We start from the raw sequence: 13555 nt of genomic DNA, 5'->3' as shown, positions 1-13555 counted from the left end.
GGCACCTTGTTCAAACCCTGGGGGCTGCCTGTGCAGGAAAGAACTGGCGTCCCAAGGACCGTTCTTCCCGCATGACTGGCAGCCCGACGGGTTTTTTTAGTTTTTAGCCAAGCCAACCAGTACCGATGTCGTGCAATGGAAGGTGCTGTTCTCGTTCGCCATGCACCAGTTCACGTCATTGTGCAGGAAGAACTCGTAACCAGGACGCTCACGGGTCTGCGTGTTGCACTGGCAGCGGCCGCAAGCGGTCTTGCCGCAGCAGTCGTGGTAGCTGATCAGGTAGTCCTTGCCATCATGCGGGTTGTGGCAAGTGCCAATCCACGAGATGGGCGAAGGCGTCGAGCCCGGAGGGCAGGTGGTGGTCGTGCCACCGCAGCAAGAGCACAGGAACCCGTCCACCGCACAATGACGCCAGTAGTCGCAGGAGTTCACTTCGTCTTCATTCGCCAGATCGGGATTCAGACTGATGTGATCGGCACCACTGCTGCTGCCACCACCACCGGCGGCGCGAGCCACCGGCAATACAGGCAACACAAAGGCCGAACCGACCATTAATTTGCCCACCGAGCGCAGCACGCTGCGACGCGAAGTCTTGTGGGCCACAGAACGGGAGAGGTTCTCCCCAAATTTATCCAGCCAACGCATTGACGTTCTCCTTTCGTGATACCTGCACTTGCTTCATGCCCGAGTCACCGGCCAAGTATTCTTGCGCCGAGGCCACGCCCAGGTCTTTGGCGGTAAACAGGCTTTCCAGCTGTTCACGCGAATTGACCAGACCCTTGCCGCGCACCACACCGTTCTCGTCGATCAGGACGGCGTAAGGCAGTTTGCTGATCTGAAAGCCCATGCCCAGCTGTGTGGACAGGACGTAAGGGAAGGCGTCCAGTTGTGCTTTCTGGTAGAAAGCCAGATGCTCGGGCATCTCGCCATCACTGGCCAGCACAATATCTACCCACTGACCTTCCGAGCCCTGAATGGACTTCAGAATCGGCAAGAGCTTCTTGCACACCGGGCAGGTAGGCGACATGAAGAAAATCAACTGGCTACGCGGGCCAGCCACGCCCACGGTAACGGCACGACCGCGCAGGTCCTGCAATTCCATGACGGGAGCGGCATCACCCACCTGCGGGCCTTTATCCATAGTCAGGGCGCCCATGGGGGCAACCCGTTCATACAACACGCCAATCTGGCGCGACAGGGCAAGTACAACCAGCACCAGGGCCAGTACGATTACCCATAAAATGACGTTGGAAATCATTAAAGCGGTCATTTAGGTCTCCTAAGAATTCTGCATTTTCTGGAATTTCAGATGGGATTCGATCAGCTGGTTGGCCGCATAGTACAGGCCCAGCAAGGCCAAGGTGGCACCAAAGAAGGTCAAACCGTCCACCCAGACCAGTTCACGGGCGCTGCTGATGGCCCAGTCACCGCTGGCCACGGCCAGCGCAGCCAGCAAGGCATTGCGAGCCACCAGCCACCAGGACAGACCACCGGAGGATTCCCCCAGCCCGGAGCAGCCGCAATCCACATCGCGGCGGCCACGCAGCAGGTTCATCACAATGCCACTGGTGGCGACCAGCAGGACGCACAGGGCCAGAACCGCCCCCAGCGAACGGCTGGCTGGCCACAGCAGCAAAGGCGCACTCAAGGCCTCGGCAGCGACAAACAGCACACTGAACGGTCGTAACAACACTTCCGGCAACAATCGATAACCGCCAACGGCTGCCTCGAACAGGCTGAAGTGACGCAGTTTATCCAGCGCCCCCAGTCCCATCAGCACGGCCAAGCAAGCCAGGCTGGCGTAGGTCAGGACCGGGTCCATATCAGACACCCCCAACTGGGTGGAACTGAACTTGCAAGGATGCTTCTGCGGCGCCTTCAATGGTGCGCAGCAACTTGGGTTCAGGCTGGCTGATGTCATAGACGTTCACATTGCCACCGTCCAGGGTCAGCATCAGATTGCGTTGCTGATCAATGGTCATGGACAAGGCATCACGCCCTGGAATGCGGGCTACACGCTGCTTGGTCTTGGTGTCCATGACCCAGATCTCGGCCGCGGGGAACTTGTGAGTGCCCTCTTTGCCATCGGGATGCATGAACACATACATGCGACCGCTGGCGCGATGCAGACCCACCAGGTTGTAGCCACCGGGCACCCAGTTCTTGGCCTTGTCCTGGTCGTTCAGCAAGGACCAGGGGCCATCTACCTTGACCTCGTCACCGCTGAAATCAGCACTGTAGACATTGCCGTAGTAGGACACGAAGTGAGCCTTGTCCTTATCCAGAGCCGGAGCGATAAAGATCGGATCATCCTTCACGGAGAACATCTGCTTGCTGCGCGACTGGCTGGCGACCTTGCCGTCTTCGCCCAGATTGATGGTCAACAGGCCACCATCACCACAAATGGTCATGAAGCTGCGGGGGCGATTGGGCTGGGGAATCACGCTCCAGCAACCGGCGGCAGCTGTGACGTCTTCCACATAGTCGCCCTTGGCCACGTCCACGATCCCGATCGAGGTCGCTGGCGAGGCGTTTTGCAGCACGATGAACTTGCCGTCCGTCGTCTGACGGAACAGACCGTCATAGTTCAGACCTTGCACACGCTTGGGTGGCAGGGAAATCTCCTTCTCGAAGGTCAGCTTGTCGGCATCCCACACTTCCACTACATCCGAGCGCTTTCCACGCGTAATGCGCTCGTGATAGGTGGTCATGGTGTAGATTTTCTTGCCGTCGTTGGACACCTGCACGTGGCCGTTGAAGGCGGTGGGTACCATGCCCAGGAACTTGCCGTTGGTGTAGTCATAAACGTGCACACGGCTTTCGGTCAGGTGCATGAACACCGAGTCCATGACATAGATACGGTTTTCCTGCGGGGCAGACACACTGTGACCACCTGTCAGGACTTCGCGCGGCTTGTCCTGGGCCTGCGCGCCACCGGCCAGTACCATCAGCCCCAACATGGCGGCGGCGGTCGTTAATTTAAATTTAGACTTCATTGGATGTCTCTCCTCATGGGCGTCCACGCTGTCAGAACGCATAGGCATAACGGAATTGCAGGCCGCGCATGCGCGGGCCATTCTCGACTTTCAAATCATGGATGTACTGCAATTGCACCTGGTGAGCGTCAGTCAACTGGTGGGTAATCTCGGCGGCCAACTGGTGGTTACGTGCACGCGTCGCCGTGGTCTGGCCATTGACCCGCTCACGGCCACCTGTCTCGTAGCGGTAGCGCATACCCACATAAGTCTTTTCAGTCAGGTTGGTTGAAACCAGGGCCATCAGGCGGATTGCCGTGTCTTTTTTCAGGGTCTGGCCGTAGTAGTTCTTGTTGTTGCCAAAGAACTCGAACTCCGCCACGCCTTCCACAAAGGAGGACTCCCCAAAGCCTTTCACAATCGCAAAGTCCTGGATCGTGCTCCAGCGATTCTTGCCGGAGGACACATCAGCCTGCGAGCCGTGGTAACGACCAGTGGGCAAGGTAATGAAGGGCTCCCACGCAAACCAAAAACGGTTTTCCGGATCGTTGTGCAGCCACACGGCCGCACCGGCAGTCACATCACCAATCCCGGTCATGCGATCCCGGTCTTGCCCTGGAACATCCAGCGTGTTACGAAAACCGGGCACGATCAGCTCGTACTGCACCGTCTTGCCGGCCAGTTCGCGAAAGTGCATCTGACGATAAATCATGCCTTGCACATTCAACTTGGGGCTGTCGCCAATTCGTGAACCCTGATCATAAAAACCGTGAGACTTCAGCCCCATCATGTAGACCGCCAGGATGTCGGTCCCTACCGGAGCAGGAATCCAGTCCCGCGCACTGGGGTCGCCCGCAAGGGCGGCACCGGCACTGACGCCGCTCAAGGCCAAGGCCAGAGCGGTCCGCTGCAAAATTGCATACATTATTGTTGTCTCCTCAAAGAGGCGCGAACGGTATCGTTATTGTGTTCGCGCCTTTATCCCTAGCTAGGCTGCCGGGTAGGCCATGCAGACCGATTTGGTCTCCAGGTAAGCCTCTACCGCAGCGCGCCCGTGCTCCCGACCCAGGCCGGACTGCTTGTAGCCACCAAAGGGCATGCTGGGGTCCAGCATGTTGTGGGTGTTGACCCACACGGTTCCGGCCTTGATACCAGTGGTCAAACGCTGGACGCGGGCCAGATCCTGACTCCAGACGCTGGCACCCAGGCCAAAGTCTGTATCGTTGGCCAACTGCAGTGCCTGCGCCTCGGTATCAAACGGGGTCGCGACCACCACGGGACCAAAGATTTCTTCACGCATGATGCGGGCATCAGGAGCCACATCGGCAAACACGGTGGGGCGTACAAAGTAGCCCTGCTCGGGGCGAGCACCCTCGCCTGCCAACATGCGACCACCTTGCTGGCGACCCACATCGATATAGTTCTGCACGCGCTGCTGATGACGGGCGGAAATCAGCGGAGCAATCTGGGTGGACTGCTCAAAGCCCGAGCCCAGAGTCATGGAAGAAGCCAGATCGGCTACGCCCTGGACCACGCGCTCGTAAATGCCTTTTTGCACGAACAGACGCGAACCGGCGGTACATACCTGGCCCTGGTTAAAGAAGATGGCGTTGGCCGCACCTTGAATGGCCATGTCCACATCGCAATCGTCCATGATGACCACGGGGGATTTGCCGCCCAGCTCCAGGGACATGCGCTTCATGTCGTTGACGGCCTGATGACCAATCAACTTGCCCACTTCCGTGGAGCCGGTAAAGGAGATCTTGTTCACGCCAGGGTGAGCCGTCAAAGCCGCACCTGTGCTTTCGCCACGACCCGTGATCACGTTGATCACACCGGCGGGGAAACCAGCTTCCAGAGCCAGCTCGGCCAGACGAATGGCGGTCAGCGGTGTCTCTTCAGCAGGCTTCAGAACCACGGTGCAACCGGCGGCCATGGCAGGCGCAATCTTCCACACCGCCATCAGCAACGGGAAGTTCCAGGGCACGATAGCGCCCACGACACCCACCGGTTCCTGGCGGGTGTAAGCGTGGTATTTCACGCCGGGAGGAAAGCCGATGGAAGGCGAGAGCAATTCGCCATTCATCTTGGTGGCCCAGCCAGCCATGTAACGCAGCCATTGTGCGCTGGCAGCCACTTCCAGACCGTAGGAGAAGAACAGCAGCTTGCCGTTGTTCAGGGTTTCCAGACGAGCCAGCTCATCCGCGTGGGATTCAATCAAATCAGCCAAACGCAACAAGAGGCGCTCGCGCTGAGCGGGCAACATCTGAGCCCATTCGCCCTGCTCCAGAGCCTGGCGCGCAGCACGCACGGCCAGATCCACGCCTTGAGCACCGGCCTCGGGCTGGTGCGCAATCACTTGTCCCGTTGCGGGATCGTAGACGGGAATCGTGGGCCCTTGAGATTCAGTGACGGGTTTGCCGTCAATAATCATGTGTTCGCGAATCGCCTTGCGCTCGGCTTGTACGTCCTGCCCCATAGTCTGTCTCCACACGGAATAGTTGATTCTTAACGAATCCAGTATAGGGACGAGGACAAGCCCGGACTTGTGATTCTGTGCACGGAGGCTTGTTGATTTGGGTACGGAGTGAGCCCTGTCCTGCTTTAGAACAAATCCAGCTGGGCGGGCATGCTGGCCTGGATGTCGCCCGTGCCAGTCAAATGCACGCGGCGTTCAAAGCCCAGCAGGCTGGCTTTGCGATGCAAGCCGGAGCTAAATCCGGTCAACATGCCATTGGCACCCTGCACGCGATGGCAGGGCACGATGATGCTGATGGGATTGAGGCCGCAGGCCTGGCCCACAGCACGGACCGCCTTGGGACGGCCCAGATGTTCGGCCATCTGGCCATAGGTCCAGGTCTGACCATAGGGAATAGTCAGCAAGGCCTGCCAGACCTGTTGCTGAAACTCTGTCCCTTGCAGGCTGAAAGGCAGATCAAACTGCTGCAGCTTGCCGGAAAAATACGCGTCCAGTTGAGTCTGCACGGGCTCGGCCAAAGCAGGTTCCGGGATCAGCCCGGCCAGTTGCTCGGGTGTCAGACCATGTACGGTCTCTTCCTCGAAGTCCAGACGCAGCAAGGCTCCTTGAGCGTCCACCAGCAGACGCATCGCCCCTAAAGGCGTATCAAAGCAGGCAGTACGCAGCCCGACATAGGCAAACATGGCAATCCCGATCCAAGGGCAGAATGTCTGATCATACTGCGCGGCTCCTGCCACTTCAAAAACTCCGGCAATACCCAGGCAGGCTAGAGGCCAGCTCCTGGTCAAAGGCTTTTCAACCCAAAGCCGCCTGGCCGCAGCACCTCTCGTCCTTGTACCAACTCCTTATGCGCCTATAAAAGCGCCTGAGTGAGCAAGAAAACCTAAAAGAACAAGAGACTGAGACAACAACAATCACCTTGGCAAGCGCATTGGCTTTGGCGTCAAAGACGCACGACAAGCTCCCGATTACGCACAACAATTTTGTTGAGCGGGATATCCTGCGCAAGGTTCATGCTCCCATGAAGTGCCTGGCTCTCAATAGTTAGTGCTTGGCTCCTATTTTTGCGTCCCCCCACACCCACCGCTAACTATTGAGAGCGACGACCAACACGCAAACCTCGCTCCCTCAAGTTCCTCACGCCGCTACAGCAGCCCAAAGGGCTACATACCGCCAGGCCCAAAAAGGACGAAAGTCTCATATTGATAGTCATTGTGAGCCGATCTGGGCCGGGGGCCGCCCTCTGGGCGATTCAGGCTTCTTGCCGCAGGCAGGCTTGCTATTCGGGGTCCAAGCGTCCTGCTGTTTGAGCGAAATGCTTGTGCCTTGTCCGGGGGACAAGGCACTTTCGCGAGTTCAGGACGCGCCCGAATAGCAAGCCTGACCAGGGCACCGGTGCGCAGCACCGGCAAGGAGCCAAGCCCGGAGGACGGCCCCCGGCCCAGACCGGCGTTTTCACGAGACACTATCTAAACATGCAGGCTCTCTGCGCTCCTTGTCTCAAAAACCTCCTGCTCTGCACACAAACAGCGCCACTCCCCAACTCTCAGGAAACCGAAGAAGAAGAAGAAGAAGAAGAAGAAGAAGAAGAAGAAGAAGAAAGAAGCGCAAGCAAAAAAACCGGCTAAATAACGCAGGGGCCCCCCAGACGTTATTTACCCGGCAAATCCAACAAATGCAGCAGTTACTCAAGAACAGCAAGGTTTAAACGGTTTGCACACCCGTTGCAGACAAGTCCAGACCCACACGGCGCACCACAGCCTCAAACTCGTCCCGGCTGATATGGTCCAGAGCCGTCGCCGGATCACGCGTCGCATCGCAGGCGATGATGCCACGGCGCATATAGGAATACTTGCGCAAGGCCAGCGCCACCAAAGGCTGAAACTCGTAACGAATCAGCGAACAATAACGGTCAAACACACGGGCGGCTTCCTCCTGTTCGCCCTGACGGTGCAAGGCATAGACCTTGAGCAGAATCTCCGGGAAGGAGAAGCCGGTGACCACGCCATCGGCCCCCCGTTGCAGCTCTTCCAGAAAATGCATGCCACCCAGGCCACTCAAGATCGGCAAGGCATCGCCAGACAGACCCCGCACAGCGGTAATCTTCTGTCCGACGGGTGGGTCTTCGGAATTCAGAATGGACACACCCGCCTCTGCCTTCAAACGCACAGCCAAGGCCGGACTGATGCGGGCGGCGAACAGTTCCGGGAAGTCGTGAATGACCACCGGCAAACGAATAGCCTGCACAATCTGGCGGTAAAAGGACACCTGCATATCGTCATCCGCCCCCGCCAAGGGAGCGACAAAAATCGCATCGGCCCCCAGATCTTCAGCGCTGCGAGCCTGCTCCACCGCCGCTGCCGTTCCCATGGCCCGCACTCCCACCCAGACCGGCACCGCACCGCGCACTGCCGCCACGACGGTTTCAATGACACGCCGACGCTCAAAGGTACTGAGCTTGTGCAGTTCACCCATCACTCCCAAAATCGCCAAGCCGTGAATACCGGCTTCCAGCTGGAAATTCACCAGACTGACCAGGCTTTGCAAATCCAACTCACCACCCGGTTTGAAGGGAGTGGGGCAAATGGAAAAGACACCTTTATTTTTCATAATTACGCTTAGGCTCAACGTGGAATAACAAATGGCTTTTGCATACGCGAAATCATGCGTACCAAGGGCCAGAGAAGAATGAAGTAAATCAGCGCAGCGGCCACCAGCGGGGTCTGGCTATAGGTCTCGCCCTGCACGATCTGGGCCGAACGCAGCAGTTCAGGCAAGGCCACAGCCGAAGCAATCGAAGTCTGCTTGATGGCTTCCAGCGTGTTGCTGGCCAGATCCGGAATTACATTGCGCACACCTTGGGGCACAACCACATAGGCCATGGCCTGACGGGCGTTCAAACCCGTGGAGCGCGCCGCCTCGTTCTGTCCGGGGGACACCGACTCCAACCCGGCACGGAAAATCTCCGCGAAGTAACCACTGCTGTTCAAAACCAGCGCCAGCACCGTGGCGGAAAACTCATTCAAGGGCAGGCCCAAAAAAGGCAGGCCGTAGTAAATGAAGATCAGCAGCACCAAAGGCGGGAAGGCACGGAAGAAATCCACGTACAGCAGAATCAGGCGGTTCAGCCAGCGATGTTGCTGATAATGCAGGCAGGCAATCACCAGACCCAGCAAGGCAGCCAGCGGCACGATGATCACCGAGAGCTTGACCGTCAGCCACAAGCCCTGAAGCAGCAAGGGCCAGCTGGCGGCAAGAATCTTCGGGTTCAGAAAAGTATCGATCAGTTCCATAGCGCGTCACTCCTACGACTTGATCGCATAGCGCCGTTCCAGCACCCTCGTCAGATGAACGAAGGGGAAGAAAATCAGGCAGAACAAAATGGCCCCGGCCGTAAAGGCGGTGGGGTTGGCGATGTTGGACTGGATATTGCTGGACACATTAAGCAGCTCAGGCACGGCAATCACCGAACCCAGCGTGGTGCCTTTGGTAATTCCGATAGCGCGATTGGTCAGTGGTGGAATCGCCAGGCGCACGGCTTGCGGCAGGATGATGGCAAACAGCGTCTGACTGAAACCCATGCCGGTGGAACGGCCCGCTTCCCACTGACCCGTGGGCACTGAAGCAATGCCAGACCAGAAGATTTCTTCTGCAAAGGCAGACAACACCAGGCTCAAGGCCAGAACGGTGGCAGGAACGGGTTCAATCACAATCCCCAGGGACGGCAAAGCGAAGAACACCAGCACAATAATGACCAGCTGCGGAATCGCACGGAACACGTCCACATACAAGGTCATCAAGATATTGACGGGGCGCCAGCCGTAGCAACGCAACACGGCCAGACCCAGGCCCAGGACAGTGCCCAGAACCACGGTCATCACGGCCATTTGCAGCGTGACCCAAAAGCCCTGCATGATCTCGGGCAAATAGGGGCTGATCAGCGTCCAGTTAAAGAAGTAATAAATTATCTGATCCATGGCCAGCCTCAGTTCATGCGACTCAGAAAATCCTGAATACGCTTGTGACGCGGCTTACACAGAATCTCATCGGGACTGCCCTGATCCAGAATCACGCCCTGGTCCATGAACACAATGCGGTCCCCTACTTCGCGGGCAAACTGCATTTCGTGCGTGACAATCACCATGGTCATGCCCGCATCGCGGGTGCGTTTCATCACGTTCAGCACTTCACCGACCAGCTCCGGGTCCAGACCCGAGGTAGGCTCGTCAAACAGCATGACTTTGGGCTCCAGCGCCAGCGCGCGGGCAATGCCCACCCGCTGCTGCTGGCCGCCGGACAACTGGCTGGGATAGTGTTCGATACGCTGGGCCAGACCCACCTGTTCCAGATGATGGCGGGCCTGCTCTTCGGCCTGCGCCTTGGGCACTTTTTTCACCTTGCGCAGCGCCAGCATCACATTGCCTAGCGCCGTCATATGCGGGTACAGGTGTATGCCCTGAAACACCATGCCTATGTTCTGGCGCACCTGGTTCAGGTCGGTGCGCGGACAGGTCACATCACTGCCAGCCACCACAATCGTGCCGCTGGTCGGGGTTTCCAGACGGTTGATGCAGCGCAGACAGGTACTTTTGCCCGAGCCCGAGCCGCCAATCATCACGACAACTTCGCCGGTGTTGACGCTCAGGTCTATGCCTTTAAGAATTTCGGCCTGCCCAAACGATTTGCGCAAGCCCTGGATGCGGACAATTTCACTCATGGTCGCTCCTTGACCGCCTGCCAGTCGGGCAGGCGGGGACCGGCCCCTGCAGGGCCATATAGCTAGAGAAACAGCGCGAAGGCGCTTTTAAGGACGGGAGCAGTCGGGGGTGTGCTCGGTGGGCTCGTAGCCAGGGAAGTCGGGCACGCCATAGCCGGGGAAAATCACCGTCATGGCCGTACCAGCATTGGGTTCTGTACCGAACCACTTCACATGCAGCTTGGACAGAGAGCCGTCCTGCTTCATGCATTCCAGCACTTCATCCACGCGATTACGCAGGGCCGTGTCGTCCTTGCGGAAGGCAAAGGCGTAGTTAGCCTCGGTGGTCATGTCGTAGACCGGGGCCAGTGCGGGGGTCTGGGTGGCGATATAGCGTGCCAAAGGAGTCTCGGACATATTGGCAAAGGCGCGACCAATAGCCACGGCCTGCACAGCATCCGTGTTCTTGTTGAAGCGCTGGATCTTGTAGCCGTATTTTTCCTGATTGTCCTGCAACCAACGGTCCGAGAAGCTGCCGTTATTGACCGCAATGGTCTTGCCTTTCAGGTCTTCCAGCGCATTGACGGTCGCGCCCTTTTTAGCCAGAAAGCTCAGGCCGCCCGCCATATACGGCTCGGCAAACAGCATTTGCTCCGCACGTTCACGTGTGGTGTTGGTGGGAGCCGCCACCATGTCGTAACGACTGGAAAACAAGCCCGCAAAAATAGCGGAAAACGGGGTGTCGATGACCTCCGCCCCCTCGTAACCCATGCGTCGGGCCACTTCCTGGGTCAGATCATTGGAAAAGCCATCCAGCTTGCCATCGGTGCCGCGCATGAAAAACGGAACCAGGCCCACGTCTGCAGCCACCTTGAACATCTTGCCCTGATTGGGGTTGACCGCATGAGCGGGCAGGCTCAAGGCCACGCCGGCAGCCAATGTGGCCAGCATCAAGCCAGCTTTGCTGCTGACACGTCCCCAGCGGGACAGGGTGTTTTTGCGGGATACAGCCGCAGCCAACGGGGCGATTGTGTATACGCCTTGCATAAGGTCTCCTTGCCATCCATTTTCTGTTTGTAGTGCTTTAATTCTAGGATTGGCAAAACCTTGATGTCATATGCTTTTTTATTAACCCTTCATAACACAGGGTTAAGCAAATACCCGTACCCCTTATACGCGGCGCAATACGCGAACACGCACATTTCCCGACAGCTTCCCGTGATAAGGGTAAGTCCCCCCCTGGAGAGGCCGCCAAGCGAAGGCGCAGCGTGGGGGGATGGTTTATTTATGGATGAATCACTCAGGCCCAGCCTGCCCGCATGCCTCGGGAGGCTGTGGAAATCACCACTTCCATGAAGTCGTGCGCCAATTGCGACACCGGTACCACATTGGAATGCAGCATGTGCAAAGGCATGGTGGTGCGCGGATTAATGGGGCGTACCACCACATCCGGCCAGACCCGGCCTGCCACGGCCAGCTCGTCCACAATTGCAATCCCGGCTCCAGCCTGCACCATGGCACAGGCAATATGCGTCAAACGCACTTCTACCGCCAGTTGCGGCACACCAGGACGGTTACCAAATAACTGCTGCACCATCTGGCCATAAGGAGTGTCATTGCCATAACCAATCAGGTCCAGCCCTTCCAGATCGCTGGCGTCCAGTTCCTGCTTGTCGGCCAGCGGATGACTGGCTGGCAACACCGCCACCAGATGGTTTTCATAAATGGATTGGGCATGCAAGCTGGGATGCGTCAGCGGCACGATAGCCACACCGACCTCGGCCTGCTGGGTGACCAAAGCCTGTACCAGATCACTGGAAATCAGCGTGCGCACATACACCTTCACGTCCGGGAATGCCTGGCGAAAACGCGTCACCGCCATGGGGATCAAGGTCTGGCCCAGACTGGGGCTGACGGCAATGTGCAAGCTGCCGTGGCGCTTTTCGATCAGGTCGGTGGCCACCTCGTTTACCCGCTGCACGCTGTTATGAACCTGCTCCACCTCCTGATAGAGCCGACGCGCCTCGGGCGTGGGGTACAGACGCCCCTTGATACGCTCGAACAGCACCAGACCAATACGCGATTCGGTATAGGACAGCAGGCGGCTGATGGCCGGTTGCGACACGTTCAGCAATTGCGCCGCCTTGCTGATGGAACCGGTCAGCATGATCGCGCGAAAAACCTCGATTTGACGAAGATTGAGCAGCATCCCTTAACGTAGCCTTATGTTTCGAGCACAAATAAGCATAAGACATTTTGATTTGCCTATGTTTCAATTTTTTCAAGCTGCCATCCCGGCGCGCCTTGATCGCAACGGGCTTACAGAGCGGCTTCATAACTACGACACGGAGACAAAATCATGCAAACCCTGCTTGCTCGCACCCTGGCGGTGCTGGGCTTGGGACTGGCCGCCGCTGCGCCCGCCGCCCACGCCGCTGACAACGTTCATCTCATGCTGGACTTCATCCCCACCGGCGACTATGCCCCGTATTACTCCGGCATTGCCAACGGGATTTACGAGAAACACGGCATCAACCTGAAGATTACCCGTGGCACCGGTTCGGGTGACACAGTTCTGAAAGTGGCTGGCGGCGCGGCCGATATTGGCTTGGCCGATATTTCCGCCATTCTGACCTCTCGTCAGAACAGCCAGACTCCCATCAAGGCCATTGCTTCCACCTTCTCGCACTCGGCCCATTCCCTGTTTGTGCGCAAAGACTCGGGTATTACCGATTTCTCCGGCCTGGAAGGCAAGAAAATTGCCGTCTCGCCCGGTAACAGCCACAAGCTTTACTTCCCCATGGTGGCGCGCAAGGCCAACACCGATCCCGACAAGATTCAGTGGGTGACCGTTGACGGCTCCTCCATGGCACCGCTGCTGATCAACGGCAAAGTGGACGCCGCTCCTTTCCTGGCCACCAACTACTACTACCAGAACAAGCAGGCCAAGCGTTTTGGCAAGGAAATCGTGGTGCTGCCCTTTAGCGACCAGGGCTTCAACATCTACGCCCTGTCCGTATTCGCCACCGACAAGACACTGACCGAGCGCCCACAAATGGTGCAGAACTTCCTGGACGCCACCATCGAAGCCTGGGAAGCCGCCCGCAAGGACCCGGACACGGCTTGTCAGGCCCACGTAAAGGCCAATCCGGAAATCGACCTTGATGACTGCATGGGCAACCTGAACGCGGTGCTGGGCTACATCTACACCGATTTCAGTGCCGAGCACGGAGTAGGCAGCCTGGAAGAAGGCCGCATGAAAAACACCTACGAGGCCGTTGCAGAAGCCCAAAGCCTGGATCCCGCCTGGGACTATCACCAAGCCTACGACACCCAGTTCATCGTCAAGGCCAACGGCACGGCCAAGCCCTGAGCTGAACTGATTTTCGCGCGTGCTCCGGCTTG

General features: G+C 57.9%; 15 protein-coding genes. 2 read left to right on the top strand and 13 right to left on the bottom strand.

Translation table 11 applies throughout. The annotated features are described in order from the left end of the window. Positions 1-96: 96 nt before the first annotated feature. The 7 genes from NBV64_RS02430 to NBV64_RS02400 form a co-directional block, all read right to left on the bottom strand. On the bottom strand, positions 97-645 hold the full coding sequence (locus NBV64_RS02430) for a methylamine dehydrogenase light chain (protein ID WP_137430807.1): 549 nt from the start codon (positions 643-645) through the stop codon (positions 97-99). Next, a complete protein-coding gene (gene mauD, locus NBV64_RS02425; RefSeq protein ID WP_009462707.1) occupies positions 629-1270 on the bottom strand; it encodes a methylamine dehydrogenase accessory protein MauD in 642 nt (213 codons plus the stop codon). Before mauD ends, NBV64_RS02430 begins: the two co-directional genes overlap by 17 nt. Positions 1271-1279: 9 nt before the next feature. Beyond that, complete coding sequence (locus NBV64_RS02420) at positions 1280-1822, bottom strand: MauE/DoxX family redox-associated membrane protein (RefSeq protein ID WP_009462709.1); 543 nt, start codon at positions 1820-1822, stop codon at positions 1280-1282. Between the two features lies 1 nt (position 1823). Beyond that, the gene (locus tag NBV64_RS02415; protein ID WP_083054306.1) at positions 1824-2996 is read right to left on the bottom strand and encodes an amine dehydrogenase large subunit; all 1173 of its coding nucleotides are present in this window, start codon (positions 2994-2996) and stop codon (positions 1824-1826) included. A 31-nt stretch (positions 2997-3027) separates the two neighbouring features. After that, positions 3028-3900: a transporter gene (locus NBV64_RS02410; protein WP_021447060.1), complete on the bottom strand. Its 873-nt coding sequence runs from the start codon at positions 3898-3900 to the stop codon at positions 3028-3030. A 63-nt stretch (positions 3901-3963) separates the two neighbouring features. Next, the gene (locus NBV64_RS02405; protein ID WP_250756621.1) at positions 3964-5454 is read right to left on the bottom strand and encodes an aldehyde dehydrogenase family protein; all 1491 of its coding nucleotides are present in this window, start codon (positions 5452-5454) and stop codon (positions 3964-3966) included. Positions 5455-5579: 125 nt separating this feature from the next. Further along, positions 5580-6137, bottom strand: a complete 558-nt coding sequence (locus NBV64_RS02400) for a methylated-DNA--[protein]-cysteine S-methyltransferase (RefSeq protein ID WP_250756620.1) — start codon at positions 6135-6137, stop codon at positions 5580-5582. Between the two features lie 792 nt (positions 6138-6929). Here NBV64_RS02400 and NBV64_RS02395 point away from each other — a divergent pair. Next, positions 6930-7082, top strand: coding sequence for a hypothetical protein (locus NBV64_RS02395; RefSeq protein WP_250756619.1), 153 nt, complete (start codon positions 6930-6932; stop codon positions 7080-7082). A gap of 76 nt (positions 7083-7158) precedes the next feature. Here the strand turns inward: NBV64_RS02395 and NBV64_RS02390 are convergent, their stop codons facing one another. The 6 genes from NBV64_RS02390 to NBV64_RS02365 form a co-directional block, all read right to left on the bottom strand. Continuing rightward, positions 7159-8064, bottom strand: coding sequence for a dihydrodipicolinate synthase family protein (locus NBV64_RS02390; protein ID WP_021447062.1), 906 nt, complete (start codon positions 8062-8064; stop codon positions 7159-7161). Between the two features lie 14 nt (positions 8065-8078). Beyond that, on the bottom strand, positions 8079-8747 hold the full coding sequence (locus NBV64_RS02385; RefSeq protein WP_009462726.1) for an amino acid ABC transporter permease: 669 nt from the start codon (positions 8745-8747) through the stop codon (positions 8079-8081). Between the two features lie 12 nt (positions 8748-8759). Then, positions 8760-9431, bottom strand: coding sequence for an amino acid ABC transporter permease (locus NBV64_RS02380; RefSeq protein WP_026484058.1), 672 nt, complete (start codon positions 9429-9431; stop codon positions 8760-8762). An 8-nt stretch (positions 9432-9439) separates the two neighbouring features. Further along, the gene (locus NBV64_RS02375; RefSeq protein WP_009462730.1) at positions 9440-10171 is read right to left on the bottom strand and encodes an amino acid ABC transporter ATP-binding protein; all 732 of its coding nucleotides are present in this window, start codon (positions 10169-10171) and stop codon (positions 9440-9442) included. Positions 10172-10258: 87 nt separating this feature from the next. Further along, entirely contained in the window at positions 10259-11197 is a 939-nt protein-coding gene (locus NBV64_RS02370) for a substrate-binding periplasmic protein (protein ID WP_026484057.1), read from the bottom strand. Positions 11198-11450: 253 nt separating this feature from the next. Next, positions 11451-12359, bottom strand: coding sequence for a LysR family transcriptional regulator (locus tag NBV64_RS02365; RefSeq protein ID WP_009462734.1), 909 nt, complete (start codon positions 12357-12359; stop codon positions 11451-11453). Between the two features lie 150 nt (positions 12360-12509). On the opposite strand from NBV64_RS02365, the gene NBV64_RS02360 reads away from it, so the two are divergent. Continuing rightward, the gene (locus tag NBV64_RS02360) at positions 12510-13523 is read left to right on the top strand and encodes an ABC transporter substrate-binding protein (RefSeq protein ID WP_009462736.1); all 1014 of its coding nucleotides are present in this window, start codon (positions 12510-12512) and stop codon (positions 13521-13523) included. Positions 13524-13555 lie beyond the last annotated feature (32 nt).

The organism is Alcaligenes sp. DN25 (genome assembly GCF_023674485.1).
Classification (GTDB): Bacteria; Pseudomonadota; Gammaproteobacteria; order Burkholderiales; family Burkholderiaceae_B; genus Alcaligenes; species Alcaligenes phenolicus.
This window is presented reverse-complemented; position numbering and strand designations above follow the sequence as displayed.

Bases quoted from the DNA above. Each gene is read 5' to 3' on its own strand.
- NBV64_RS02430 (WP_137430807.1), bottom strand. From the start codon at position 645: ATGCGTTGGCTGGATAAATTTGGGGAGAACCTCTCCCGTTCTGTGGCC.
- mauD (WP_009462707.1), bottom strand. From the start codon at position 1,270: ATGACCGCTTTAATGATTTCCAACGTCATTTTATGGGTAATCGTACTG.
- NBV64_RS02420 (WP_009462709.1), bottom strand. From the start codon at position 1,822: ATGGACCCGGTCCTGACCTACGCCAGCCTGGCTTGCTTGGCCGTGCTG.
- NBV64_RS02415 (WP_083054306.1), bottom strand. From the start codon at position 2,996: ATGAAGTCTAAATTTAAATTAACGACCGCCGCCGCCATGTTGGGGCTG.
- NBV64_RS02410 (WP_021447060.1), bottom strand. From the start codon at position 3,900: ATGTATGCAATTTTGCAGCGGACCGCTCTGGCCTTGGCCTTGAGCGGC.
- NBV64_RS02405 (WP_250756621.1), bottom strand. From the start codon at position 5,454: ATGGGGCAGGACGTACAAGCCGAGCGCAAGGCGATTCGCGAACACATG.
- NBV64_RS02400 (WP_250756620.1), bottom strand. From the start codon at position 6,137: ATGTTTGCCTATGTCGGGCTGCGTACTGCCTGCTTTGATACGCCTTTA.
- NBV64_RS02395 (WP_250756619.1), top strand. From the start codon at position 6,930: ATGCAGGCTCTCTGCGCTCCTTGTCTCAAAAACCTCCTGCTCTGCACA.
- NBV64_RS02390 (WP_021447062.1), bottom strand. From the start codon at position 8,064: ATGAAAAATAAAGGTGTCTTTTCCATTTGCCCCACTCCCTTCAAACCG.
- NBV64_RS02385 (WP_009462726.1), bottom strand. From the start codon at position 8,747: ATGGAACTGATCGATACTTTTCTGAACCCGAAGATTCTTGCCGCCAGC.
- NBV64_RS02380 (WP_026484058.1), bottom strand. From the start codon at position 9,431: ATGGATCAGATAATTTATTACTTCTTTAACTGGACGCTGATCAGCCCC.
- NBV64_RS02375 (WP_009462730.1), bottom strand. From the start codon at position 10,171: ATGAGTGAAATTGTCCGCATCCAGGGCTTGCGCAAATCGTTTGGGCAG.
- NBV64_RS02370 (WP_026484057.1), bottom strand. From the start codon at position 11,197: ATGCAAGGCGTATACACAATCGCCCCGTTGGCTGCGGCTGTATCCCGC.
- NBV64_RS02365 (WP_009462734.1), bottom strand. From the start codon at position 12,359: ATGCTGCTCAATCTTCGTCAAATCGAGGTTTTTCGCGCGATCATGCTG.
- NBV64_RS02360 (WP_009462736.1), top strand. From the start codon at position 12,510: ATGCAAACCCTGCTTGCTCGCACCCTGGCGGTGCTGGGCTTGGGACTG.